Genomic DNA, 23,550 nt, shown 5'->3' with positions numbered 1-23,550 from the left:
TGGTTTTTCTGACTGCTTTTAATATGCTAAATTTTAAATGAGTAGAGATAAACCAATTTTTTCTCGACTCATTTTTTTTTCTGTGCAGGGTTCATACCGGATTTTGATACCCCTGGTTTTTGGTTTTCTCTTTTCTTGTGGTAAAGGACCAAGTGAAACTCAAGAAAAAAACCATATTATTCATAAATATGTGATTTACGATACATTTGGAAGTCAGCTTTACACTTTTGGTACCTGGAGTCAATTGATGGACGATCCTTCCCTGTCGCCCAATGTCATCAAATCTGTTCATCATGGGCGTAGTTCCGTTAATCCTGCGCTTAAAAAATATGTGTTAGGAGAACAGCTGAGTTTTTGGTATTTCATCCGATGAGGATCCGCATGTGGTGATTTTTGATTATTAGGAGATTTAGTCAAAACCTTATGATGTTCTAAATTAACATCATGTGAAAAATAAATTTACTAACATTCTTATTGCAGTACTTACATTGTCTGCTTGTGACAAGCCAATTTTAGCAGTTCAATTTACGTAAATTAAGCTTAAGAAGCAGATCCTGTTCTCTTATGAAATATACCCATACAGGTATAATCCGTAGCTAGAAATGAAAGCTATACCCAAAAGGGTACAATATCTGTTTAAATTCACTAATTTATACCCGATGGGGTATATTTCATTTGAAATGTGTATATTTGTACCCGAACGGGTTAATACTATACTTATGAATACCGGAAATAACTATCCTGGATTACCCTTAAGCAGTTTTGTAAAAGCCAAGAGAAAGGAACTAGGGCTTACCCAGCAAGAGCTTGCAGATAAAGCTGGCGTAGGTTTACGTTTTGTACGTGAATTAGAACGTGATAAACCATCCCTGCAAAAGGATAAGGTCAACCAGGTTTTGGTTTTGTTTGGTTATGAACTCGGCCCAGTGCCAATTGATCGCAATAAACTGATCCATGAGAAAGGCTAAAGTGTATATGCACACAGATTGGGCAGGAATTCTGAAAGAAGATGAGGAAGGATATCATTTTCAATACAGGGATGTTTACTTGAAAAGAGATAATGCAGAGCCGGTAAGTTTGACACTTCCGTTACAGGAAAAACCATTTCAGGATAAAGTGCTCTTTCCGTTTTTTGACGGTCTGATACCGGAGGGTTGGTTATTGGATATTGCTGAAAAAAACTGGAAACTAAGTGCACGTGATCGGATGGGTTTGTTACTTAAAACATGTCACGATTGCATTGGTGCAGTGAGCATTGAACCAATGGAAGAGGAAAAAGAAGATGAGTAAAAATTGCTGTCTATATTGTTACAAGGAACTGGATGGAGGCGAAATGGATTTTCACTCAAAATGCAGCAAGAAACTATTCGGTAAGCCCGTTCCTCCCCTATTGGAATATACCAATGATCAGATGCTCGAACTGGCTGAAAAGGTCATACAGCGCCAGTCGTCCGTAACCGGCGTACAGGCAAAGCTTTCTTTAGGGCTGGAAACCATGACTGAAAAACATACGCCTCAAAAACTGACGATTATGGGTGTTTGGGGCGGATACATATTGAAACCGCCGAGTGAACATTATCCAAGTTTGCCCGAGCTGGAAGACCTGACGATGCACCTGGCAGCCATAGCCGGAATAAGGACTGTTCCGCATTCACTGATTCAGTTAAAGTCAGGTGAACTTGCTTATATCACCAAACGAATAGATAGAAAAGGAAAGCAAAAATTCCACATGGAAGACATGTGCCAACTGACCGAACGGTTAACAGAATCGAAGTATCGGGGTTCCTATGAACAGATTGGAAAAGCACTGGTTCACTTTTCGACCAATCCCGGATTTGACATCATCAGCTTCTTTGAGCAGGTTGTATTTTGCTTCCTAACCGGTAACAATGACATGCATCTGAAAAACTTCTCCTTGTTTAAAGATCCGAAGAGGGGATACAACCTGAGTCCCGCTTATGACATGGTAGCTGCCCAATTGGTGGTTGAAGGAGATAGCGAAGAATTGGCACTCACCCTTAACGGAAAAAAAAGGAAACTGACACGAAGGGATTTTGAAGCAGCTATGAGAAGGTTTGAAATCGATTATAAAGCATTCGATAATATATTCGAGCGTTTCAAAAAGACGATACCTGAATGGCATGGGTTTGTGGAAAAAAGCTTTCTTCCGGATGAACTGAAGGAAGCCTATCGAGTAATGATTGATAAAAAAGCCAGACAAATAGGACTATAACCGAATTGATTAAAATTATTCAACAAAGACGGATAAGCCAACTAACTGACCATTTCCAACCTTGAAAGTTTGGTACCTAAATCCCCCTTATGCGCTTTAAAACAGATGAGTTGCAATTTTTTCAGTATTTTTTTAAAAGAATAGTTGCAACTATCAATTTTTTTTTTTTATCAATTTAAGTGCCATTCAATCAATGTTTTACTTTAAATCAAAAAACATGAAAACATGGCTTAAAAATTCAAGAAAATTAATGGCAGCCTTTGGGGCTGTAGCGGTTATGCTGGTAGCTGGCTGGCAGTTTGGGGTTAGTGGTACGGAAGCCGAGTTTTCGGAAAGGGAAGTGGCTTTGGAGAAGGCGATTGCGGGGAGTGGAGGATATGGAGGACTTTGTTGTCAGTTTGAGGATGAGTCTTGTAATCACCCGATAGGTCTGAAATTTGCTGATTCCTATTGGTATGGTGGTTATTCCGATTGCCCTTAAAATTAAAAAAATGAGGAGAGGTAACATTTAATCTTTCCTCATTATAAGGTACAAACCTTTTTATCGCTATATACCTATGTACACCCCACAAACGTTTTTGATACTCCTGGTTTTTGGATTTCTCTTATCATGTGGTAAAGCACCCAGTGAATCTGAAGATAAAGACTACATCATTCGCACTTTTAAACCTGAAGATGTTTCCATACCGGATTCACTAATAGGTAAGAAACTCAATATAACATCCTTGTTAAATCCCAAATCAATTTTATGGACAGGGAAATACCTGGTGGTGGGAGAGCGCAAGGTTCTGGACTACCACCTGCATGTGGTCGATCCAGATAGCGTAAGGCTGATTAATACAACGGGTAAAGACGGTTTTGGTCCAGGGGAAATTGTTGCTGCCTATCAATTACAGCGAGGGAAATCGGTCAACGAATGTTGGGTTTACAACCATACCCAAAAATTGATGGCCTTATTTGACCTGAATTCGCCTGGTAAATTGTACCAAAAGGCTTTTCGTCAGCCAGAGAACATGTTCCTGGCAGTGGATATGCTTTGGAATTCGGACAGTACGCTTATATGTCAATTGGCAGATGGGGACGATCAATTTGTGATTTATGATACACTTGGAAATCAGCTTTCCGCTTATGGTAAATGGAGCCAAATGCTGGAAGACCGCTCCCCTCCCCCCAATGTGGTAAGTGCTGTCCACCAAGGAAAAACCTCCATAAGCCCAGACCATAGAAAGTACGTGCAGGTAGGGCTTTTAAGGGATTACATTGAAATTCTGGACTTACCCAGCGGAAAGATCACTTCTGTTAACGGGCCTGAACATAATATCCCGGAATTTGAGGTAGATTATTCCGCAGGTTATCCCATGGCGCAATTCACGGATATGGGCAGATCACATTTTTATAAGGATGTTGTGGCAGGAGAAAAATATATCTATGCCTTGTATTTTGGGAAGTCCATGGATGCTTACTTTCAGGAAGGTGAAACGGCCAGAGAAATCTATGTGTTTGATTACGATGGTAATTTGGTAGAAACCTATACCCTGGACTATTCGCTGATTTCCCTGGCAGTGGACGAGAAAAACAAGCGTTTTTTTGGTATTTCATCCGATGAGGATCCGAATGTGGTGATATTTGAATACACTGATTAGTAGTAAATGCGGCTTTGTTTTCCCTTAAATTTAAGCCAAACAAGTAAGCTGTTTGGATGAGGGGTATTTTGAAGCAATTTTCCAATAGGAAAGCCAATTCAACTGTCAGGGTAAATGGTTAACTCTTATGATTTCCTATGCTGAAACCTAAATCCCCCGTATGCGCTTTAAAACAGATTATTTGTAATTTATTTTATATTTTTTTAAAAGAATAGTTGCAGGTGTCGTTTTTTTTATCAATTTAAGTGCCATTCAATCAATGTTTTACATTAAACCAAAAAAAACATGAAGAAATGGGTTAACAATTCAAAAAAAGGAATGGCAGTCTTTGGGGCTGCAGCATTTATGCTGCTGGCCGGCTGGCAGTTTGGGGTATCTGAAGATGAGAACGCTCAAGAAAAGGAAGAAATTGTTGCATATGCTAGTTCAGGGACACCTTGTGGAGGTCCTAAGCATGAAGCGACTTTTATGTGTCTATCTCTTAATACTATTAATTGTAAAGACACTTCTGGATGCCAGGATTAAAAATGTTGTGAAGGCCTAAAATTATATCAATTTTAGGCCTTTTAACTTTTAAATAAAGTATTTATGAATTTCATGAAATTATTTACTATTATTTGCTTATTAATTATATCATTTGGTTGTTCCGATGAAAATGGTACCGCATTTGATGGTACTACAAAATCTATTTCCTTTTCTTCTTTTGAAATTCAACAAACAGAGTTTCTTCCAAAGGAATATATTTTAGAAACCGAATACATTTTATTAAAGAGAGATTATACAAAAGATAATTTTTCATTCATAGATAAAATCCAGTTTAAACAAAATAAATTTTTCATTATTGATAAATCGAAAAAAATACTCAGTGTTTTTGATAAAAAAGGGGACCATCTACAAAATATCGGAGTTTTTGGCAATGGACCTGATGAGTTGATGGCTATTTCGGATTTTGACGTTGACGAAAGTGGTGCGGTTTATATTCTGGATGGATTTAGGGACAAAGACCGACTATTTATATTCGATTCAATGTTTGAGCTGCAAAAGGTAGAAGAATTACCTTTCGAGGCAGATGTGGTGAAAATAACCACCGATGGATTTCTTTTGTTCGGACTGTCATCTTGGAACAGGGGTGATTTTGAAGGAAGAAAAATACTAAAAACTGATTTGAGACTAGGTAATATGAAACCATATTTGAGATTTGATGAGGAACTTGTAGAATCTATCTGGATGGATTATCAATTTGGATTTTCCGGAACAAATGTATATTATAATAAACCCATTGATAACAATGTATACATATTTGATGGATTAGGCAAACTCAATCAAATATTATTATTTGACTTTAATGTTTTAAATGTTCCTAATAACCTAAAATATAACTTAGAAGAAAATATCGAAGAAATTCAGAATTTCCGGTACTTAAGAAATTTTCTTGTTGGTTTTGACAAAGGTTATTTGGGTAGCATGTACGATCAGGGAGGTTATCGGGTCTTTCTAATGGATACCCTTAAAAACCAAATTTATCTCGGGCAAAAATCAGATTTTTATGGATTCACCGGCCAATTTGTGGGGTTTGAAAGAGGGAGTGTTATTTCTTTTTTTGACCCTGAGTATGTGGAAGAAGATAATTTTGAGGACTTGCCTGATTTTGTTTTGGATCATCTTAAAGCAGATGAATTTGTTGTACGCATAATGAAATTAAAATAGATAATTTTAGTAATTAGGTTTACAAATTTTTTTCAATTTGAAAGTTAATTTCAAGGATTTAAAGTGGTAATATTTTCTTAATTTAAGAACACATCATGGATCTTTAAGTCTAATGACTTCTAAGGTTTTATAGTCCTTGACCCTAATAGCAAATTCACTTGGTTGATTAAATGGGTAATCATTTCGCTTAAATTCTCGGTATTCTTTCTGTGAACGAAAAATAAATAAGGTAATGAAAAATTTAGCATCTTTAGGGTTGTTCACAAAGACAAGTCTAGCAGCTTCTTGTTTGGTGAATACCATCATGTTTATCTTACCTAAAACATTCCTAGTGTAAATTTGCAAAATTTTATCTGGATACCGCTTTAAAAGCTGAGTCAACCCTTCCTTGTATGACATTCCGTAATAGTCCCTTTCAAAGTTCTTTTCCACATCACCGGCAAGAAAGTTAAAATACACGCTTTGGTGGGGATGGTATTTTACAAGAAAATAAGCCGTATTACCTATGTCCCAGGTGGCCAGGCCTATCAATCCTACAGCAAATACCTTCACAATTAACTTAGACCGTTTTCGCCTATACACATTTATAAACGTATCGATACCCAATACACCCAAATAGACCAAAAAAGGATAAATAAAATACAAATGTCTCCAACCATTATACAAAACCGACCCGAACAAAACCACCGCCATTAAGGGAATTAATGCTGCACCTAATGCTACCGTGTCCTGACCCAAGTTGGTTTGGATAAATAATTTTTGCTTGTACTTCCAAGCATTACGAAACATGACAAATAATCCTGATAAAATTACCAAAAGGATCGTTAAAGGAGTGGTCACACTTATTAAAACAGGGATGTAGTGCCAGGGCAACTCCGTGGACCGAACCATTTCACCCAGGTAAAGCATTTCTGCATACCAGCGAAACTGTTTCATGCTATTAAAGGAATGTAAAAAACCTCCTATTGGATCTTCCCATAGAACTGGCCAGAGCATAAAGGTAAAAACCAGGAGGAACAGCAGATAAAAAGTGGTTCTTTTGAGGTATAACAATAATTCCGCTTTGGAACTTCTCTGGATAATCAGGTGGCATAAGAGGTATCCGAGTGATAATACCGGCCATACGACACCCACAATCCTGCTACCAATAGCCAGGGCGCAGGCCAACCCGTGTAATACTGGTCCATACCGATCCTTTCCGTCCACAAAGCGAATATGGGTATAAAAGGCGAAAACAAACCAGCAGAGCAGTGGGATATCTTTGGGATTGTACATGCTGTTCCCAAAGATACGGGGGCTGAGTACAAGCATTAGTACCCCGGCTAAGGCCAGTGGAACTGAATGGAACCTGGAATAAAGAATCCGAAAAAATACCCAGGAGGCTGCCCAGAAAAGCACAAAGACCATCAAATGCCTTAGCCTGAATACATCCCGGGTGTTGTCAATGCCCATGGTAAGCTCCAAGCCGTAAGCCACCATTTGGAAAAGCATGCCGTAGTCCCGATGATCATAGCTTGGAAGGTGTTCTACTGTGAGATTTGGTAGGTCTGGATAAAATCCAAATAGATCGTTCACATACTCAAAGGCCACAATACCGTGTTTTCGCTGCACCGGCTCATCCATGCTGAGGCCATAATCTCCCACTAGTATTGTACCAAAAAGAAGGTAAGCCAGGAAAACAAACTTTATCCAATTGTTCATGATTTCTTGATTTGAGAGATTGGTGCTCCGCTTGGAGCAGGAAGGGGACTAAATGAGAAGGCCAGCCCCGGCAGAGAAGAAATTGCCAGGGTTGAAAAGAAGAGAAAGGTAAAAGCCACCGCCAGACTTTCATCAATTACCAGAAAACGGTACCCGTAAAGGAAAACCAACTCCCTGGCTCCCACTCCTCCAATGGTAAAAGGCAAGACCGCCACCACCGAAGATACCATAAACAGTATCAGGTAATCCAAATAACCTCCCTGAATGCCCAATGCCATTAAGATAAAATAAGCACAGATCAGTTGGCCAAGTTGTACCCAGAAAGAAAGAAAAAAGGTGGGCCACAATACAGGCATAAAACGTGTAAAGACAATTCTTTTCAATAACAAATAGGCAGGAATTGTAAGCAGAAGTCCTGACCAGGCAAGGGGGTATAAATAGGGTATCCCGGTCAAATCTTCCCTCAAAAGAATGAGTCCAAAGGTGAGCAGGGCAAGCATTGCCAGTCCACTTACCCGATCGAGAAGCGTAGCCAATAGTAGGGGCTTCGTCCGCGCCCTTTCTTGTTCTTGGAGTAAAAACACTTTATAAGCGTCTCCACCTACACTTCCAGGTAAAAACAGGTTATAAAACATGCCGATATAATAAAGTAAAAGATTGTAGCGACTGGTTAGGTAAACACCTATTACTTTATAGAACCGGTTTAGACGAAACGCAGCAACAATTTTGGATCCATTGAATGCAACAAAAGCCAATAACAGGTAACCTGGATGTGAGGAAAAAAAAGCGTCAAAAATAGCGTTGGGATCGACTATACGAAAGACAAAATAAAGCGCAATGCCAGAGAGCAAAAATTTTAAGCACCATTTGATTATATCTTTCTTTTTGGCTTTATTCACATGGTTAACTAAATAATAAAAATGTTGAAATCCAACAAAAAGGGTGAAATAGTACGGTATATTTTTATTTTTTCTTTGATACTAAATCAAAGCTGCAACACTGACTCGGTTTCGTATCCCTCCTTTCAGGGTAGTCAACTTGACTTGTCCTTCCAGAAAAGTGACCAAATACTTTTGCTATTTCCTGTGGGAAATTATAATACCGATACACTTGCAGCACTTCTTAGCACCTATGACCAAGCCTATGAACTGGCTACTGAGCTTTCGGGGAGGGAACCGGATCCGTCTCATCTGGATGGAGATAGGCTTCCATTGGCGTTAGTACCTTCTACCTGTGGTTCGGGCTGTGGCAGACTGGGCAGGAAGGGCATAGAGATAACCGAGGAGAAGTTCAGGCGGATATACGATCAGTTCGTAAAAGAAGATAAATATGACCATTTGTTTTTTTACGAGCTGGGAAGGAACTTTTGGTTTTATGAGCCATGCGACTTTAAACTGCAAGAAATGGATGATATCCGTACCGGATTTGCTGTTTTTTTTAGGGATATCCTAGTCAGCGAACTGAAAATGAAAGTCGCTCCCATAAACGGTAAACCCTATTTAGAATACATGCAAGAAAAAAATGAACGATGGAACAAGATGAAAAAAGAATGGTCGCAGTCCAATGACCCGGATGAATTTGAAAACCTTAGAGGAAAGTATTTTCCAAACGGTCCCTTATTCTGGTCCACACTCTGGTGGGAAAGGTACCAAATGTACGGTAAGGAGAGTATCCAAAAAACGCTACAAGACTTACAACAGGATGCTCCGAGGAGTGAAAGTGAGTGGTTAGAATTCTTTACTGAAAACAGCAGAAAAAAAGCGGCCAGATAATATAGTGCATACACCAGAACTATTAAGGTTTGGTAAGTTGGTCTGTTATCCGAACCTGTCCCCGTTACATCTTCCCTTACCGACTGAAGGTTAGCTGAACCTGAAGTGTTTAGTAAAAAGTTTGATTTCTCAATCTAAATCTCCCGTATGCGCTTTAAAACAGATTATTTGTAATTTTTTTCAGGTTTTTTTAAAAGAATAGTTGCAGCTCTCGTTTTTTTTTTTATCAATTTAAGTGCCATTCAATCAATGTTTTACATTAAACCAAAAAAAAATGAAGACATGGCTTAAAAATTCAAGAAAATTAATGGCAGCCTTTGGGGCTGTAGCGGTTATGCTGGTGGCCGGTTGGCAGTTTGGGGTTAGTGGTACGGAAGTGCCCTTTTCGGAAAAGGAAGTGGCTTTGGAGAAGGCGATAGAGGGAAGCGGTGGTGCAGGTACAACCTGCTATGCTTCCTACAACTCATGCCTATTTTGGAACTGTTCGTATTTTTATCGGTGTAAACCATATGGCCCCTGTGAAGAACAAAGAGCAGATGCATGGTCGGATCCAGGAACTTGCTAATCGACAAATATCGGGAATGGTCTCAAGGTATATGCGAGACCATCCCTTTTATACCCAATCTGAATGCTATTTAGCTATCAAAATTGTACATTTTAAAGGAATTGCCTATGTATTCCCTCGAGAGAGATATCTATTGTAAAAAATTGTTATTACTTCCGGTCCTTGCCCTCTTTTTTCTTTCTTGTCAATCCAACGATTCTTCAAAGAGGTTGATCAGTGAGATTCCGGATTCAGGAAGCCTAGTGTCCAAGGAAATAACTTTAGACAGTACTGTTCTGATACCTTCAAAAATGCTGGTGTTTCCTGACAAGGCGGTTATTTTTGACAATGGTAAAGAAGATTTGTTCAAGGTGTACAGATTGCCTGAATTCACCTTTTTGTACAGCTTTGGGGAAATTGGAGAAGGTCCCAATGAATTTAGTTATGTAAATGAAAATTCGGTACAAGCCATGGATGATCATTTGGTAGTGGTCTCTGGAACAAACCTTATAAAAATAAGGCTGGAAAATGACAGTTCGGTGATGGGTGAAAGTGTTGAGCTGTTCATGTCAAATGGTTCGCCTGTAAATGGGTTAGTTATGATCGATGAATCCACCTATATTAGCGATATAATGGATGCCAAACCAGGTGGACCGGAACACCAATTGGTTCATCTGCAACGGGGAGAAGAACTCACAACGTTCGGTAAATTTCCCGAACTATCCAATATTGAAAACAATAGACAATTAGATCGTCTATACCGCGATTTCGGGAAGAGGACAGTGGTTAACCCAAAAGATGGGAGGCTTGCGGCCTTTTACTTTTTTCAAAATCAAATTAAGTACTATAACCATCAGGGCGAGCTATTGCATGAAATAGAAATTGAAACGCCTCCAAAGAATGATTTGGAGGAAGAATTGAACATGTATAGGGTGGAACCTTTTGCCACCTCAACACATATTTATGTGATGTATGTGGGCAAACCAAAAAGTGAAGTGATGGAACAACCTGAGATCTTCAGACCACTCCTGGAAATCTGGGATTGGGATGGGATCTTATTGGAACGCTTTACACTTGATCAACCACTCACTTCGTTTGCTGTTTCTGAGGAATTCCAAAAATTATACGGGTTTTCTTATTTTAAAGAAGATCTATTTTTTGAGTATGATTTAAAAGGAAGCATGATATCCGGGCTTAATATGGATAAAAGCTTTAAGGGGTTTTCATCCGCAAAAGATATAGACTCGAAAAAAAGAGGTCAGGGTGCCAATCCAAATAGTGAAAACGTTGCTGAGAACGATTATTACCGAATGGAGTTGCCGTCAGGCTGGAAATATTCCCCCTCAAGTCTGGAAGTGAAAAATGAATTATGGGAAAGTGACGAAATGTACATGACCGGAGCCATTTTTAATAGTGAAAAGCTTCAGGGAAATACCTTTTGTGGTGGTGCTTCGATGCAGGTGAAGATTGCTTTTCCTAAAGGAGCGGCTTTCGATTTTGATGACTATTTGAAATCACGTGCAAATCGCTACAAAGCCAATAAAAATTTAGCTGGGCTTACTGTCAAAGAATTAGATGGGTACACTGATTCAAAAGGATACAGAATAAATTTTTCCAACCAACTAACTGATCCAAACGGTCAAAAATATGTTTCGCGTTCTGAGGTGACATTATTCGAAAAAGAGGGGAGAATAATTTATACCAGCTTTACCAGTTGCAACTATGAGTATTATTATAATGATGTGCAAGCTTCTCTTGCTTCCCTAACCGTAAAAGACAAATTTCCTGATTGGGAGTAAAAATTAAAACCTTGATTCTAAAAGCTGCTTGCCAGTAAATGGAAGGAGCCAACAAATATTTAGAAAAAATAAATAAAAAGACCCGGAACTGGTTGTTTTCGACTCCATTCTAGCTGAAAAATATATAGAAGGGGTAAAAGGCTTGAAAATAGAATAAATGAAAGGTTTCAAAATGTAAGAAGCGCTTCACTGTAGATATGCATCTTTCTGTTTATTTAGCTCCATGGAAGAAAATTCTATTCCAATTTTTATCGAATTATATTTACTAACCCAAAAAACAGCGTATACGCTTAAATAAAGATTATTTTATATATTTCTTTGCATTTTTTAATAAAATAGTTGCAACTATCATTTTTTTTTCAATTTAACTGCCATTAAATCAATGTTTTACTTAAATGTAATAAGATTATGATGAAATGGATTAAAAATTCGAAAAAAGGAATGGCAGCCTTTGGGGCTGTAGCGGTTATGCTGGTGGCCGGCTGGCAGTTTGGGGTCAGTGGTACGGAAGCACCGTTTTCGGAAAAGGACGTGGCCTTGGAGAAGGCGATTGCGGGGAGTGGAAGCGCAGATTGTTGCGAGGTAATCTATTTTCCGGATTTGTGCACGATTCAATATATTCCTGTATATAGGGAATATTATGGAGAATACTTTGGAAGTCAGCCCACTGATTTACAGTTTTTAAACAAAAGTGTCATCAGAAAGATCAAAGAGTGTTTGGACTGGAGAATATCGTGAGTCAATTCGAAAAGCACAGGGGACAGGAGACTACCACACACCCTTTTCCAAATCTGCAACCTTCCAGATAGAGATTGCAGTGACGGTTTAATCGGTGATTTTATACGCCATTCTCTCCCAATAATAAGGGTCCTAGTGTCAATTTGGTTGTTTTAAGGAGATGTTACCTCTAATCTGAGAAAGGTAATTTTTACCCTTTCTGACAAAAGAAAATCATTTCGTTTTCAGGAAGGGCATGCTTTTTTATACGGTCTTGATGCAGGGTTTTTACAAATGCATTTTCAGTTACCTTTAGCCCCGATTTACTAAGTCTGCTGGCATAATCCTTTCCATACTTCCTTACATGGTCGCTTTGGCCAAATACCTTTTCTCTTTCCGCCGGTTCTTTGATCTCAGGATCTTCCAGGGTTTGCTCCAGGTTATATACAGGTGATTGCAAGATGCCCCAGCCATCTGGTTTTAATACCCGGTTGATTTCCCGGCAGGCCTGCAGGTCGTCGGCCACATGTTCCAAAACATGGTTGCAGAAAACCACATCAAAGGAATTGTCAGGAAAGGGGATCTGGTGGATGTCCATTTTGACCTGAGCCAATGGGGATTCCAGGTCTCCGGTAATGTATTCCAGATTAGGTAGTTTTTTGAAGCGGTTCAAAAAGCATAACTCTGGTGCTACGTGCAATACCTTGAGTTGTTTTTCAAAAAAACCTGTATTCTTTTTCAGAAAAAGCCACATGAGCCGGTGTCTTTCCAGGCCCAGGCAATTGGGGCAGAGGGCATTTTCCCTTGCCTGCCTCCCGTAAGGCAGGAAACGGCGAAAACTTCGGAGACAAATATTGCACTGAACCTCTTTTCCGCGGTAAAAAACAGCAGCCATTCTCAGGAATACATGACTGACACGTTGCAGGTATTTTCTTGGGATATTTCTGATGGTCCAACTGATTAATGCCTTCATAGGTTTGAGTTAGGGGTGGTAATTATTCATGCTAATTCGTTGCTGTACTGCACTGCCTGGCATGGGAGACGGCCAAATTCTGCTAAATTTTGTACAGGTATCCGAATCCGCTACATAAGGTAAGTCAGGCATCAGCGCCAGGTGGTCAATTTTGCAAGACCTAAAATTTCAATAGTAGCCAGATCGAAGCCTTACTTACAATAGTCCTTGCCAGTCTGGATTTCGATCCGGAAAAAGCGAGGTCCTGTTGCCGGCGCGGCTCAATGTGACTTTCTTTCTACTGGCAAATATACATGTAACCTTTTAAAGGTGTAGAATAGCGCCGGATTTCCTTTTTTCACGTTTAAAAAATGGAAAACTAAAATCATAAATGAACAATTATGATTTTATTTCAATGGCCATATAAAATGCTCACTGGGAGCTGCTTTGGTAATGAAAACCATATCTTTGTATGTATAAATAATGATAAAATGAAAAAGAACCTAATATACGTCGCTCTCGGTAGTGTGATTGTAATCGGGGCCCTGTATTTTTTCTTTGCCTCCGGCAGCGCCGGAGTCGAAAATAATATTCTGGCAAATGTAAATAAAGGGCAGTTTCGTGTAGAGATTACCACTTCCGGTGAGCTGGAAGCACTCCGATCCGTCCAGGTATTTGGACCGGCAGAAGCCAGAAGATTTCGTATAGGAAACTTTACCATAGACAAGATGGTGGATGAGGGGACCGTAGTAAAAAAAGGGGACTTCATTTGCTCCATAGACAAAACGGAGCTGTTTGGCCGCCTGGAAGACAGGAGACTAGATCTGGAACAAACAAAGGCGCAATTTGAGCAAATTCAGCTCGATACTTCTCTCAATCTCCGGGTAGAGCGGGACAATATCCTCAATCAGGAATACATCGTTCAGGAGCAGGAATTGATTCTCGAGCAATCTCAGTTCGAACCCCCTGCCATAATCAAACAGAACGAATACAATGTAGAGAAGGCCAAGCGGGAGCTGGATCAGGCCAGAGAAAGGTACAGGATCAAAACGCTTCAGGAACGCGCCAGGATGATGGAGATTGCTGCCAAACTCCGGGAGGATCAACTGGAAGTAGACCAGATGGTCGAGGTACTGGATAAGTTTGTGGTGACGGCCCCGCAGGAGGGGATGGTCATATATGTAGATTACAGGGGCAGTAAAGTGAAGGAAGGCTCTCAGATCAGTACCTGGAACCCTGTCGTAGCCACTCTTCCGGATCTGACCACCATGCAAAGCATCACCTATGTAAATGAGGTAGATATCCGCCGGGTAAAAGTAGGTCAGAAAGTGGAGCTGGGGATGGATGCTTTTCCAGACAAAAAATATACCGGCGAGGTAACGAAAGTAGCGAACGTCGGACAGCAGCGGCCCAATTCTGACGCAAAAGTTTTTGAGGTGATCATAGAAGTGAATGAGAGCGATCCCATGCTCAGACCTTCCATGACGTCCAGCAATACGATTATCGCTGATCAACTCAATGAAGTTCTGTATGTTCCGCTGGAAGCAGTGAATGTAGAAAACGACAGTATCAATTATGTCTACCTCAGAAACGGGGTTAAGCAGGAGGTTTTGCTTGGCCTTACCAATGCCAATGATGTGGTCATCGAAAAAGGGCTGAATGAGGGAGACTATGTTTATTTGAATACACCCGATTGGGGAGAAAATCTCGCCGTGAACCTGCTGGAAGAGTTAAATGGCAAAAGAAATCTGGACGAGCAGGAAGAGGAAGAGCCTATTGCCGAGGCATCATTGTCTTCCTCACGCGCTGTTCCGAAACGTTCCACCCCTTGATGTTCGGTCAATTGTAGCCTGAACAGTAAAAAATTGTCAAATATGTTTAATGAAAGGCTTTTGGCCAACTTCTACATCGCCTTTGAAGCGGTTTTGGCCAATAAAGTGCGCTCATTGCTGACCGCATTGGGTATAATTTTTGGAGTTGCGGCAGTCATCGCCATGCTGGCCATCGGTACGGGGGCACAGCAGGAAATCATGGAGCAAATCAAGCTGGTGGGTGTCAACAACATTGTGATTGAACCTGTAGTAGAGCAAACCGAAGAGCAAATTGACGAGAACAGCAATCTGGAAAGGGAGAAAAATAAATTTTCGCCCGGATTAAAACTGGAGGATGCCGAGGCAATCCGCAAGGTGATTCCCGGCATCAATAAAATCAGTCCTGAAATCGTATTAGATACCTATATCGTAAAAAGTGGAATCAGAAGATCCGCCAAATTGGTGGGCGTCAGTCCGGCCTATTTTGAAGTACTTGACTTCGATCTGCGGGAAGGGAAAATGTTTAGCGAAAAGAACCTGATCAAAGGTGATCCGGTTTGTATCATCGGAAGAAATGTGGCTGCACGGTTTTTTCCCAATGAAAACCCCATTGGGAAAATGTTAAAGAGCGGAAGTCAATGGCTGGAGGTGGTAGGAATACTGGAAGAACGCATTGTCTCAGAATCCAGTATTTCCAAATTGGGTATCAGGGATTTCAACATGGACGTTTACATTCCCATTCAGACCATGTTGATCCGCTACAAAAACAGAGACCTGGTGACAGAGGCCAGGTTGAATGATGATGAAGGAGGGGGTACCAGCAACTACCACCAGATTGATAAAATGGTGGTACAGGTAGCTGAAAGTGAATTGCTGAATCCCACTGCAGAGGTTTTGGCAAAGATGCTGGAGCGGAGGCACTTCAATGTTGTGGATTTTGAAATCACCATTCCTGAACTTTTACTCAAACAGCAACAGCGCACCCAAAACATCTTTAATATCGTCCTGGGGGCCATTGCGGGCATTTCTTTACTGGTAGGAGGAATAGGCATCATGAACATCATGCTGGCCTCTGTGATGGAAAGAATAAAAGAAATCGGCCTAAGGCTTTCGTTGGGAGCAAAAAAGAACGATATTGTGAATCAGTTTCTATTTGAATCCATAATGATCAGTGTTTCCGGCGGCTTAATAGGTGTGATTTTGGGCATAGTACTGGCCCATTTGGTGTCTACTTTTGCAGACTTCCCTACTGTGATAACGATGAGTTCCATACTGTTGTCCTTTGGCGTCGCAGCCACAGTAGGTTTGGTTTTTGGTATTACCCCAGCCAAAAGAGCCGCCAGCCAGGATCCGATAACCTCTTTACGCTATGAATAAAACCGCTACTCTATTTCTGGCCATGATATTTTTTCTGGCCATTTTTTCTGTGCAAGGTCAGCAGACCGTAAGCTATACCCTTGAAGATATTATCGAGCGGGCCAGATCCCAATCCCCCGCAGCCCTGAGGGCAGATACCCAGAGGGAAAACCGCTATTGGCTTTATCGGCTGTATCAGTCCAATTTTAATCCACAGCTCAGATTGGAGGGCACCCTCCCGCAATACTCTCAGGCCTTCAGTAATGTGACCCAACCTGATGGAACTATTGAATTCAGAGAGGTGAGACAAAACCTGGTGGATCTGGAATTGGGCCTCAGGCAAGTGATCAGCCCCACTGGTGGGGTGATTTCAGTAAATAGTTCTACCAATAGGTTTGATAATTTCCTGGCTGCAGATGGTGCCAACCAAACCCGGTGGAGTGGAGTACCCGTAAATGTGCGGTTGAACCAACCGATATTTGCATACAATCCCTACAAATGGGACCGAAAGATAGAACCGATCAGGTTTGAAGAAAGCAAAAGAGAATTTGTAGAGGAGATGGAGGACATCAGCCAGTTTGTTACTGAAATGTTTTTTGATTTTTTGGTGGCCCAGGTCAATCTGGATATTGCTACCAAGAACCTGGCCAATTCCGAAGCCATACTTCAAATCGAAAGGGGTAGGTACAATATAGGAACCACCTATGAAGACAAGCTATTGCAGGTGGAATTGCAGGTATTAAAAGCCAAACAAGGCGTGGCACAGGCCAGACTGGATATGGAAGCCCGTTCACTAAGACTAAAATCTTATATAGGACTGAATGAGGAAGTCGACCTGAATTTGGCTCTTCCGGATGATATTCCCGAATTTGAGGTCAATGTGGAGGATGCCTTAGAGTATGCCTTTCAAAACCGGTCAGAGGCCATTGGGTTTGACAGACAGCGTCTGGAGGCCCAGGCTGAGGTGGCCCAAAGAAGGGGAGAAAGGTTCCAGATGAATCTGAACGCCAGCTATGGCTATAACAAGGCTGCCTTGATGTGGGGAGATATTTATAGCAACCCCAATACCCAGGCACTGGTCACCCTCGGTATTGAGGTTCCCATCCTGGACTGGGGCAGAAACAAGGCCAGAATGAGTATCGCCAGGTCCCTCCAGAAGCTGACAGAATATGAAATCGATCAGGAGATCATCAATTTTGAGCAGACAATTTTTACACGCGTTCGGAATTTTATCATGTTGAAAGACAGGCTGGAGATCACCAAAGCTTCCGATGAAGTAGCTGAAAAACGGTATGAAATCTCTTTCCGCAGGTATCAGAGTGGGAATGTTTCCATTACAGACCTGGGCATTGCCCAGGAAGATAAGGATATCAACAGAAGGCAATATATAGAATCTTTGAGGGATTACTGGACAGCCTATTATGAACTCAGAAAATTGACACTTTATGATTTTGAGAACCAGCAATTGTTGTACACGCCGGAAATGAGCTTTCAGGAAGAATAAATCGTAAATCAGACTTAATGCGGCCAGGGCCGGGTAATTCTTTCCTTGATGTAGGCTTTATAGGAATTGCCCAGACAGTAAATACCGGCACCGAACAGCAGGGTAATGTGAAAAAGTCCGTTATTATAAATTCCAAAAATGGAATTTAAGGCGACGATGAAAGAGTCTGTCTGTAATACGTTGTCCCTGACCCAGCCGATCGAAAATACTATTCTGATAAAGATGGACAACAAGGCCAATACTCCACCTGCCAGGCCAAGGATCGGCCGTTTATAATGTATCAGCAAGCCAAAAGCCGCAAAGGTTTCGATGCCTGCCAGTAAAATGGCCCAGAAAAGATTGTAGTCCAGCGCACCGATTAATTTTAACTTCGTGAACCCGCCAAATAAAAGCAGGCAAGCCAGGGAAATGCGGATCAGGTGACCGCCGACGCTTTCGGTTTTGAGATATTTTAGAAATTTTTCCACCCTTCAATTTAAGAATTAATCCCAAATAATGCATTATGAAAGGGTGAGAAGTCAAAAACAAGACCAAAAGCTTACAATAGACAATCCATTTTAGGGCAAAGTATTTTAGCCCAGGGAATGGCTTATCCCGTAGCCTGCCGAATCCTGGTGTGGTTCATTTTAGGGCGGTTCTATCCTGTGAGATGGAAAATGGATTTTTATTTTTTAAATGCATTTCTATTTCGTTAAAATTCCGCATTACCAGGTGTCCTGGGGAATGGAATCACATCCCTTATATTTCCCATGCCGGTCACAAACTGTACCAGGCGCTCAAAACCCAGCCCAAATCCAGCATGGGGGGTAGTCCCAAACCTGCGCGTATCCAGGTACCACCACAATTCCTCCTGGCTGATGCCAAGTTCTTCCATTCTTTCAGTGAGTTTGTCCAGCCTTTCTTCCCTCTGGGAGCCACCTACGATTTCACCTATACCTGGAAAGAGGATGTCCATTGCAGCAACCGTTTTCCCATCTTCATTCTGTTTCATGTAGAATGATTTTATGGCCTTGGGATAATCTGAAATGATCACCGGCTTTTTAAAGTGTTTTTCGACCAGAAATCTCTCGTGCTCGGATTGGAGGTCAGTGCCCCAATCAACTATTGGGAAGGTAAATTTCTTCTTTTTATTGGGTTTGGAATCCTTCAGTATCTCAAAGGCTTCTGTATAGCTGATCCTGACAAATTCATTTTGGGTCACAAATTCCAGTCGGTCTAACAGACCCATATCACTCCTCAGTTCCGCTTTTTTCTCTTTTTCCTCTTCTGCTGCCCTTTTGTCCAGAAATGCCAAATCCTCTTTGCAGTGTTCGAGGGCAAAACGGATGATGTACTGCAGGAAATCTTCCGCCAGGTCCTGGTTGTCTTCTGCATCGTAAAACGCCATTTCCGGTTCTATCATCCAGAATTCAGCCAGATGGCGGGTAGTATTTGAATTTTCGGCTCTGAAAGTCGGGCCAAAGGTGTATATTTCCGACAGGGCAAGGGCGGCCAGTTCGCCTTCAAGTTGGCCGGAAACCGTAAGATTGGTGGCTCTTTCAAAAAAGTCCTCCCCGAAGTTGATGTTATTGTGTTCATCCCTGGGCGGGTTTTTCAGGTCCAGGGTGGTTACCTGAAAGGTTTCCCCGGCCCCTTCGGCGTCTGAGGCCGTAATGATGGGCGTGTGGACATAAAAGAACCCCCTGTCGTGAAAATACTGGTGTACGGCAAAGGCCAGGTGGTGCCTGATTCTGAATATGGCGCCAAAAGTGTTGGTTCTTACTCTCAAATGCGCGTTTTCTCTAAGGAATTCCAAAGAGTGTTTTTTGGGCTGAATCGGGAATTTCTCCGGATCAGCCTCTCCCAGCAGCGTTATTTTTTCCGCAAGTATTTCCGTCTGCTGCCCTGCACCCTGGGAGTCTACAATGCTGCCATGAACCTTGATGCTGGCCCCGGTATTTGCTTTTTTTAATATCTCCTCACTGATCCTTGCCGGGTCGGCCACCACCTGATAGTTTTGGATGCAGGAGCCGTCATTCAGGGCAATAAAAGTTACATGCTTGTTGCTTCTTTTGGTCCTTACCCAGCCCATTAAAGTGGCTTTTTCGCCTGCTGAAGCGTTTTCCAGCAGGGATTTTATTTTTATTCGCTTGTTGAATGCCATATCTGATTTCGCTTTAGGAATACACTGCCTGAATGGTTAGCTATAAAGTGAATGCAAAAAAACGATATAATAAGCTTTTTATCAAAATTTTGATCTTATTTCCTAAATTTGAGAGTTCAAAGGAATTTAAGGAAAATAAAAACAGTCCAATACAAACCCACATTAGGTTAAAGATATATGCAGAAACTGAATTTAAGTCAGATCTTATCTCAGAAACTGTCTCCCCAGCAGATACAGTTTATCAAACTTCTTCAGGTGCCCACCGCTGAATTGGAAACCCGTATTGAAGAAGAGTTGGAGATTAATCCAGCATTGGAGGAGGGGAAGGAAACAGATGCCGATGGTCAGGCCGACGAATTTCAGGATGCGGCTGAGAATACAGATGTCAAAGAGGATAAGGATATCAATATAGAGGAATATTTGAATGAGGAGTACGGCGGGTACAAGATGCAGGGAGATGGCAATTATTCCAATGATGAAGAAGAGCGGGAGATGCCACTTTCGAGCTACTCTTCCCTGCATGAGCAACTGCTGTCCCAATTGAATTTCCTGAAGCTCGATGAAGAGCAGCGCATCATCGGCAAGCAACTGATCGGCAGTATAGAAAGTGATGGTTATATCAGGAGAAGCCTGGAAGCCATTATCAACGATCTGGCCTTCAGTCAGAATATAGAAACTGATCTGGATGAGATAGAGGAGATATTGATCAAGATCCAGAGCTTTGATCCCCCCGGAATAGCTGCCCGAAACCTGCAGGAGTGCCTGATCATCCAATTGGAAAGAAGAGAGGACCCTCATGAGCCCCTGGTGCAGAAAGCCATCTTTATCGTACAAAGTTGCTTCGAGGAATTCACCAAAAAGCATTACGACAAGATATTGAAGAAGGCCGGAATAGATGAGGAAGAGCTCAAGGAGGTAATTCACCTGATCACCAGATTAAATCCCAAGCCCGGCGGGGTGGCAGATGGAATGGTACGCAATCATTATGTGATTCCGGATTTTATCCTGAACAATATCAACGGAAAGCTGGAGATCACGCTGAATTCCAAAAATGCCCCTGAGTTGAAGGTGAGCAGGTCCTATTCGGAAATGTTCAATGCCTACGACAAGAGTAACAAGAAAGATAAGAAATTAAAGGAGACGGTCAGTTTTGTCAAGCAGAAACTGGATTCGGCCAAGTGGTTTATTGACGCCATCAAACAAAGGCAACAAACCCTGATGAAAACCATGCAGGCCATCCTGGATTACCAGCAGGAATTTTTTGTAGATGGAGATGAAACCAAATTGCGGCCCATGATTCTCAAGGATATTGCGGAACGGATCGATATGGATATTTCCACCGTGTCGCGGGTAGCAAACAGCAAGTCGATCCAGACGGAATTTGGTGTCTTCCCGTTAAAGTACTTCTTTTCTGAGGGTATAGCCACAGAGGGGGGAGAGGATGTAAGTAACCGCGAAGTGAAGAGCGTGCTGAACAAGATGGTAGAGGAGGAAGACAAAAGGAAACCGCTCTCCGATGATAAACTGGTTAAATTATTAAATCAAAAGGGCTATAATATCGCTCGAAGGACCGTAGCCAAGTACAGGGAGCAATTGCAGATTCCTGTAGCAAGGCTTAGAAAGGAGTTGTAGTGTATAGAAAATTGGCTTTCGGGATATCTGTGGTTTTTCAGCCCCTGCTTATCCCTTCATTGATGGTAGCTACGTTATTTTACATTGTACCTGAAGCAACGGTGGTGCCACAGGCGGCCAAGTGGTCCATTTTGTTGCTGATCAGTTTTTCGACTTTTCTGGTGCCGCTGCTGGGTTTGGTAGGCATGAAATACGCAGACACCATTCCTGGTTTTCACCTCTCAGGCCAACGGGACCGCTTCATCCCCTTCTCTCTGGTCGCTGTCTTTTACTGCATGACTGCCGGGTTTTTTTACTGGAGGCTCAATGTGGATGAACTCCTGATCCTCACGCTAAGCACGGTTACGCTTAGTCTGGTGGCACTTACTCTGGTGACATTTTTTTGGAAAATCAGTGCGCATCAAACCGCAATGGGGGGTTGGGTGGCCCTGGTGGCGGTATTGTCCATGAAATTTTATTCTGCTCCTATGTTTTATTACCTGTTGTTGATCATTGCTATCAGCGGGCTGGTGGGCACCTCCCGTCTATACCTCAATGCCCACAAGCCCGGAGAAGTATATGGGGGTTTTCTCATGGGCTTCTGTTTTAATTTTATGGCCTATTATTATTTTTTGCTGCAATAAAAAAAGCAGGCTCTTTAAAAACCTGCTTTGCATGATTGCCTGATTGCACTCGTCTAAAATAAAGCTACAGAAACTCCGAAATTAAATTGGGATGCTGCTGTGCCGTAGGGTCCCTGATCTTCCTCAAACAGCTCATTCAGCCCATAATAGGCCCAGAGGTTAAATCCGGGGAATCCCAGTCTGGTATAGGCCCCATAGCGAATAGGACTGAGTCCGTATTCCTGGCTGTTTTTTACCTTTTGGCTAAAACCTTCGCTATTGGTTACTGCTATCTTGGAATGTGCATTGTATAGAAACCCGAATTTGCCACCGACTGCAACCCGGAATCCGCTATTGAAGTCGTCTTTGTTGGCATGGTACCTGAATTCGATGGGGATATCAATATAATTGATGGCCATGGTGTTGGTTTCTACCCTGATGTCTTCACCATATACTTCTGAAATGGGAACAAGCTGACTCGAGTTGGGTCCTTTTTCGGGATCGGGGATTAGCGTGAGGTTGTCCTGAAAAGCCAGTTTTTCAAGCCCAAAACCGAATCCCGGATTGAAAGTAAAACCTGAATTTTCGCCGATCGGCAGTTGGGTCTGGTAATAAATATTGACTACCCGCGATGCAATGAATCTGGTATTCAATTCGTCCGGCCGGTTATTAAGCATGTTAAAGCCAAAATCCAGAAACAAATCACCCTTTATATTCGGCCTGCCTCCGATGGGTGTTCTTTCTTTCTCCTGGGCCTGGAGTTGAAAAGTCGAAAGTAAAAGTAAAATGACAAAGGGTAGTATGGTTAGTTTTTTCATGAATACAATGATTACTTGATCAATTGATCGGCTAAATTATGAAATATTGATTGATTTGGAGTGTTAAACATCTTAATTATTCTTAAATAATAACGCTGTCTGATTGTGGATCTGACGATTTTATGAATAACAGCGCTTTGTAATATTGTGATTATTCTTTAGCTTTGCATTCCTTCTACAGGGAATGGCCTCGTAGCTCAACTGAATAGAGCACTTGATTACGGCTCAAGAGGTTCCAGGTTTGAATCCTGGCGAGGTCACCATTAGGATCTATTTCGAAAAAGCGTCGATAGAAAAATATTCCTGAAAAAAACAGATTTTTCTCATTGCAAACCGGAAAAAAGATATCATCTTTGTGATCCCAAACGGGGAAATCGAGGAAACACCGGAGAGGCGTTTAGAAATCTTTTCAAATTTTATCCTCAAAATTTTTGCAAGAGTAACAAGTTTCATTACCTTTGCACTCCCTTACCGAAAATCACCAAAAAGAAGGTGTCAGAAAGTGAGGTCAAGCCGATCAGAAAGCGGAAGGTTTTCTTTGAATCGGGCCAAGTTCTTTGAAGTTTTGTCAGACATTATTTATAAGCAAATAGCATTTCTTTGGGTACAGAAACAA

Annotated in this window: 23 protein-coding genes and 1 tRNA gene; 18 read left to right on the top strand and 6 right to left on the bottom strand. The window is 41.6% G+C overall.

The genetic code is table 11. The annotated features are described in order from the left end of the window. Positions 1-37: 37 nt before the first annotated feature. The 8 genes from BUB19_RS20265 (at position 38) to BUB19_RS20230 (ending at position 5,583) form a co-directional block, all read left to right on the top strand. Positions 38-373, top strand: a complete 336-nt coding sequence (locus BUB19_RS20265; protein WP_073097234.1) for a hypothetical protein — start codon at positions 38-40, stop codon at positions 371-373. A gap of 346 nt (positions 374-719) precedes the next feature. Further along, positions 720-968, top strand: coding sequence for a helix-turn-helix transcriptional regulator (locus BUB19_RS20260; RefSeq protein WP_073097384.1), 249 nt, complete (start codon positions 720-722; stop codon positions 966-968). Further along, positions 955-1,290, top strand: a complete 336-nt coding sequence (locus BUB19_RS20255; protein WP_073097233.1) for a HipA N-terminal domain-containing protein — start codon at positions 955-957, stop codon at positions 1,288-1,290. The genes BUB19_RS20260 and BUB19_RS20255 overlap by 14 nt, the downstream gene beginning before the upstream one ends. After that, positions 1,283-2,233, top strand: coding sequence for a HipA domain-containing protein (locus tag BUB19_RS20250; protein ID WP_073097231.1), 951 nt, complete (start codon positions 1,283-1,285; stop codon positions 2,231-2,233). Before BUB19_RS20255 ends, BUB19_RS20250 begins: the two co-directional genes overlap by 8 nt. A gap of 217 nt (positions 2,234-2,450) precedes the next feature. After that, complete coding sequence (locus BUB19_RS20245; RefSeq protein ID WP_143156113.1) at positions 2,451-2,714, top strand: hypothetical protein; 264 nt, start codon at positions 2,451-2,453, stop codon at positions 2,712-2,714. Between the two features lie 76 nt (positions 2,715-2,790). Next, positions 2,791-3,876 (top strand): BF3164 family lipoprotein, encoded by a 1,086-nt coding sequence (locus BUB19_RS20240; RefSeq protein ID WP_073097228.1) that lies wholly within the window; start codon positions 2,791-2,793, stop codon positions 3,874-3,876. A 285-nt stretch (positions 3,877-4,161) separates the two neighbouring features. After that, positions 4,162-4,401 carry a hypothetical protein gene (locus tag BUB19_RS20235; protein WP_073097226.1) on the top strand — a complete coding sequence of 80 codons (240 nt, stop codon included), beginning with the start codon at positions 4,162-4,164 and terminating at the stop codon, positions 4,399-4,401. 63 nt (positions 4,402-4,464) lie between these two features. Continuing rightward, positions 4,465-5,583: a 6-bladed beta-propeller gene (locus tag BUB19_RS20230; protein WP_073097224.1), complete on the top strand. Its 1,119-nt coding sequence runs from the start codon at positions 4,465-4,467 to the stop codon at positions 5,581-5,583. A gap of 93 nt (positions 5,584-5,676) precedes the next feature. Here BUB19_RS20230 and BUB19_RS20225 read toward each other — a convergent pair whose 3' ends face one another. Next, complete coding sequence (locus BUB19_RS20225; protein WP_143156112.1) at positions 5,677-7,284, bottom strand: ArnT family glycosyltransferase; 1,608 nt, start codon at positions 7,282-7,284, stop codon at positions 5,677-5,679. Next, positions 7,281-8,183 carry a lysylphosphatidylglycerol synthase transmembrane domain-containing protein gene (locus tag BUB19_RS20220; RefSeq protein WP_073097220.1) on the bottom strand — a complete coding sequence of 301 codons (903 nt, stop codon included), beginning with the start codon at positions 8,181-8,183 and terminating at the stop codon, positions 7,281-7,283. The genes BUB19_RS20225 and BUB19_RS20220 overlap by 4 nt, the downstream gene beginning before the upstream one ends. Positions 8,184-8,204: 21 nt before the next feature. Between BUB19_RS20220 and BUB19_RS20215 the strand changes: the two genes are divergently transcribed. From BUB19_RS20215 to BUB19_RS20200, 4 genes are all read left to right on the top strand, one after another. Further along, the gene (locus BUB19_RS20215) at positions 8,205-9,056 is read left to right on the top strand and encodes a hypothetical protein (RefSeq protein ID WP_073097218.1); all 852 of its coding nucleotides are present in this window, start codon (positions 8,205-8,207) and stop codon (positions 9,054-9,056) included. A gap of 274 nt (positions 9,057-9,330) precedes the next feature. Next, complete coding sequence (locus BUB19_RS20210; RefSeq protein WP_073097216.1) at positions 9,331-9,621, top strand: hypothetical protein; 291 nt, start codon at positions 9,331-9,333, stop codon at positions 9,619-9,621. 107 nt (positions 9,622-9,728) lie between these two features. Next, positions 9,729-11,399 (top strand): BF3164 family lipoprotein, encoded by a 1,671-nt coding sequence (locus tag BUB19_RS20205; protein WP_073097215.1) that lies wholly within the window; start codon positions 9,729-9,731, stop codon positions 11,397-11,399. Positions 11,400-11,807: 408 nt separating this feature from the next. Then, positions 11,808-12,137: a hypothetical protein gene (locus tag BUB19_RS20200; protein ID WP_073097213.1), complete on the top strand. Its 330-nt coding sequence runs from the start codon at positions 11,808-11,810 to the stop codon at positions 12,135-12,137. Between the two features lie 190 nt (positions 12,138-12,327). Here BUB19_RS20200 and BUB19_RS20195 read toward each other — a convergent pair whose 3' ends face one another. Next, the gene (locus BUB19_RS20195; RefSeq protein ID WP_073097211.1) at positions 12,328-13,089 is read right to left on the bottom strand and encodes a class I SAM-dependent methyltransferase; all 762 of its coding nucleotides are present in this window, start codon (positions 13,087-13,089) and stop codon (positions 12,328-12,330) included. A gap of 470 nt (positions 13,090-13,559) precedes the next feature. On the opposite strand from BUB19_RS20195, the gene BUB19_RS20190 reads away from it, so the two are divergent. From BUB19_RS20190 to BUB19_RS20180, 3 genes are read left to right on the top strand one after another with little or no spacing between them, the layout of a single operon-like run. After that, positions 13,560-14,900: an efflux RND transporter periplasmic adaptor subunit gene (locus BUB19_RS20190; protein WP_073097382.1), complete on the top strand. Its 1,341-nt coding sequence runs from the start codon at positions 13,560-13,562 to the stop codon at positions 14,898-14,900. Between the two features lie 42 nt (positions 14,901-14,942). Next, complete coding sequence (locus tag BUB19_RS20185; RefSeq protein WP_073097210.1) at positions 14,943-16,256, top strand: ABC transporter permease; 1,314 nt, start codon at positions 14,943-14,945, stop codon at positions 16,254-16,256. Continuing rightward, positions 16,249-17,739 carry a TolC family protein gene (locus BUB19_RS20180; RefSeq protein ID WP_073097208.1) on the top strand — a complete coding sequence of 497 codons (1,491 nt, stop codon included), beginning with the start codon at positions 16,249-16,251 and terminating at the stop codon, positions 17,737-17,739. Before BUB19_RS20185 ends, BUB19_RS20180 begins: the two co-directional genes overlap by 8 nt. A gap of 14 nt (positions 17,740-17,753) precedes the next feature. On the opposite strand, the gene BUB19_RS20175 is transcribed toward BUB19_RS20180, so the two are convergent. Further along, a complete protein-coding gene (locus BUB19_RS20175; RefSeq protein WP_073097206.1) occupies positions 17,754-18,206 on the bottom strand; it encodes a hypothetical protein in 453 nt (150 codons plus the stop codon). 224 nt (positions 18,207-18,430) lie between these two features. Beyond that, on the bottom strand, positions 18,431-19,882 hold the full coding sequence (gene asnS / locus BUB19_RS20170) for an asparagine--tRNA ligase (protein WP_073097205.1): 1,452 nt from the start codon (positions 19,880-19,882) through the stop codon (positions 18,431-18,433). A 177-nt stretch (positions 19,883-20,059) separates the two neighbouring features. Between asnS and rpoN the strand changes: the two genes are divergently transcribed. Next, positions 20,060-21,514, top strand: a complete 1,455-nt coding sequence (gene rpoN, locus BUB19_RS20165; RefSeq protein ID WP_073097203.1) for an RNA polymerase factor sigma-54 — start codon at positions 20,060-20,062, stop codon at positions 21,512-21,514. Continuing rightward, entirely contained in the window at positions 21,514-22,137 is a 624-nt protein-coding gene (locus tag BUB19_RS20160) for a PA-phosphatase (protein WP_073097202.1), read from the top strand. Before rpoN ends, BUB19_RS20160 begins: the two co-directional genes overlap by 1 nt. A 53-nt stretch (positions 22,138-22,190) precedes the next feature. On the opposite strand, the gene BUB19_RS20155 is transcribed toward BUB19_RS20160, so the two are convergent. Further along, positions 22,191-22,934, bottom strand: coding sequence for a porin family protein (locus BUB19_RS20155; protein WP_073097201.1), 744 nt, complete (start codon positions 22,932-22,934; stop codon positions 22,191-22,193). A gap of 186 nt (positions 22,935-23,120) precedes the next feature. Between BUB19_RS20155 and BUB19_RS20150 the strand changes: the two genes are divergently transcribed. After that, positions 23,121-23,197 (top strand) — tRNA-Arg (locus BUB19_RS20150). Positions 23,198-23,550: the final 353 nt, after the last annotated feature.

Origin of the sequence: Cyclobacterium lianum, assembly GCF_900143075.1 — a bacterium.
Taxonomy (GTDB): Bacteria; Bacteroidota; Bacteroidia; order Cytophagales; family Cyclobacteriaceae; genus Cyclobacterium; species Cyclobacterium lianum.
Note: the sequence above shows the minus strand (reverse complement) of the source record. Positions and strands in the feature narration are given on the sequence as shown.

Excerpts from the sequence above, each read along its gene's own strand:
- BUB19_RS20265 (WP_073097234.1), top strand. The coding sequence starts at position 38 with ATGAGTAGAGATAAACCAATTTTTTCTCGACTCATTTTTTTTTCTGTG.
- BUB19_RS20235 (WP_073097226.1), top strand. The coding sequence starts at position 4,162 with ATGAAGAAATGGGTTAACAATTCAAAAAAAGGAATGGCAGTCTTTGGG.
- BUB19_RS20205 (WP_073097215.1), top strand. The coding sequence starts at position 9,729 with ATGTATTCCCTCGAGAGAGATATCTATTGTAAAAAATTGTTATTACTT.
- BUB19_RS20185 (WP_073097210.1), top strand. The coding sequence starts at position 14,943 with ATGTTTAATGAAAGGCTTTTGGCCAACTTCTACATCGCCTTTGAAGCG.
- BUB19_RS20255 (WP_073097233.1), top strand. The coding sequence starts at position 955 with ATGAGAAAGGCTAAAGTGTATATGCACACAGATTGGGCAGGAATTCTG.
- BUB19_RS20260 (WP_073097384.1), top strand. The coding sequence starts at position 720 with ATGAATACCGGAAATAACTATCCTGGATTACCCTTAAGCAGTTTTGTA.
- asnS (WP_073097205.1), bottom strand. The coding sequence starts at position 19,882 with ATGGCATTCAACAAGCGAATAAAAATAAAATCCCTGCTGGAAAACGCT.
- BUB19_RS20240 (WP_073097228.1), top strand. The coding sequence starts at position 2,791 with ATGTACACCCCACAAACGTTTTTGATACTCCTGGTTTTTGGATTTCTC.
- BUB19_RS20155 (WP_073097201.1), bottom strand. The coding sequence starts at position 22,934 with ATGAAAAAACTAACCATACTACCCTTTGTCATTTTACTTTTACTTTCG.
- BUB19_RS20225 (WP_143156112.1), bottom strand. The coding sequence starts at position 7,284 with ATGAACAATTGGATAAAGTTTGTTTTCCTGGCTTACCTTCTTTTTGGT.
- BUB19_RS20180 (WP_073097208.1), top strand. The coding sequence starts at position 16,249 with ATGAATAAAACCGCTACTCTATTTCTGGCCATGATATTTTTTCTGGCC.
- BUB19_RS20195 (WP_073097211.1), bottom strand. The coding sequence starts at position 13,089 with ATGAAGGCATTAATCAGTTGGACCATCAGAAATATCCCAAGAAAATAC.
- BUB19_RS20200 (WP_073097213.1), top strand. The coding sequence starts at position 11,808 with ATGATGAAATGGATTAAAAATTCGAAAAAAGGAATGGCAGCCTTTGGG.
- BUB19_RS20230 (WP_073097224.1), top strand. The coding sequence starts at position 4,465 with ATGAATTTCATGAAATTATTTACTATTATTTGCTTATTAATTATATCA.
- BUB19_RS20250 (WP_073097231.1), top strand. The coding sequence starts at position 1,283 with ATGAGTAAAAATTGCTGTCTATATTGTTACAAGGAACTGGATGGAGGC.
- BUB19_RS20190 (WP_073097382.1), top strand. The coding sequence starts at position 13,560 with ATGAAAAAGAACCTAATATACGTCGCTCTCGGTAGTGTGATTGTAATC.
- BUB19_RS20210 (WP_073097216.1), top strand. The coding sequence starts at position 9,331 with ATGAAGACATGGCTTAAAAATTCAAGAAAATTAATGGCAGCCTTTGGG.
- BUB19_RS20245 (WP_143156113.1), top strand. The coding sequence starts at position 2,451 with ATGAAAACATGGCTTAAAAATTCAAGAAAATTAATGGCAGCCTTTGGG.
- rpoN (WP_073097203.1), top strand. The coding sequence starts at position 20,060 with ATGCAGAAACTGAATTTAAGTCAGATCTTATCTCAGAAACTGTCTCCC.
- BUB19_RS20215 (WP_073097218.1), top strand. The coding sequence starts at position 8,205 with ATGTTGAAATCCAACAAAAAGGGTGAAATAGTACGGTATATTTTTATT.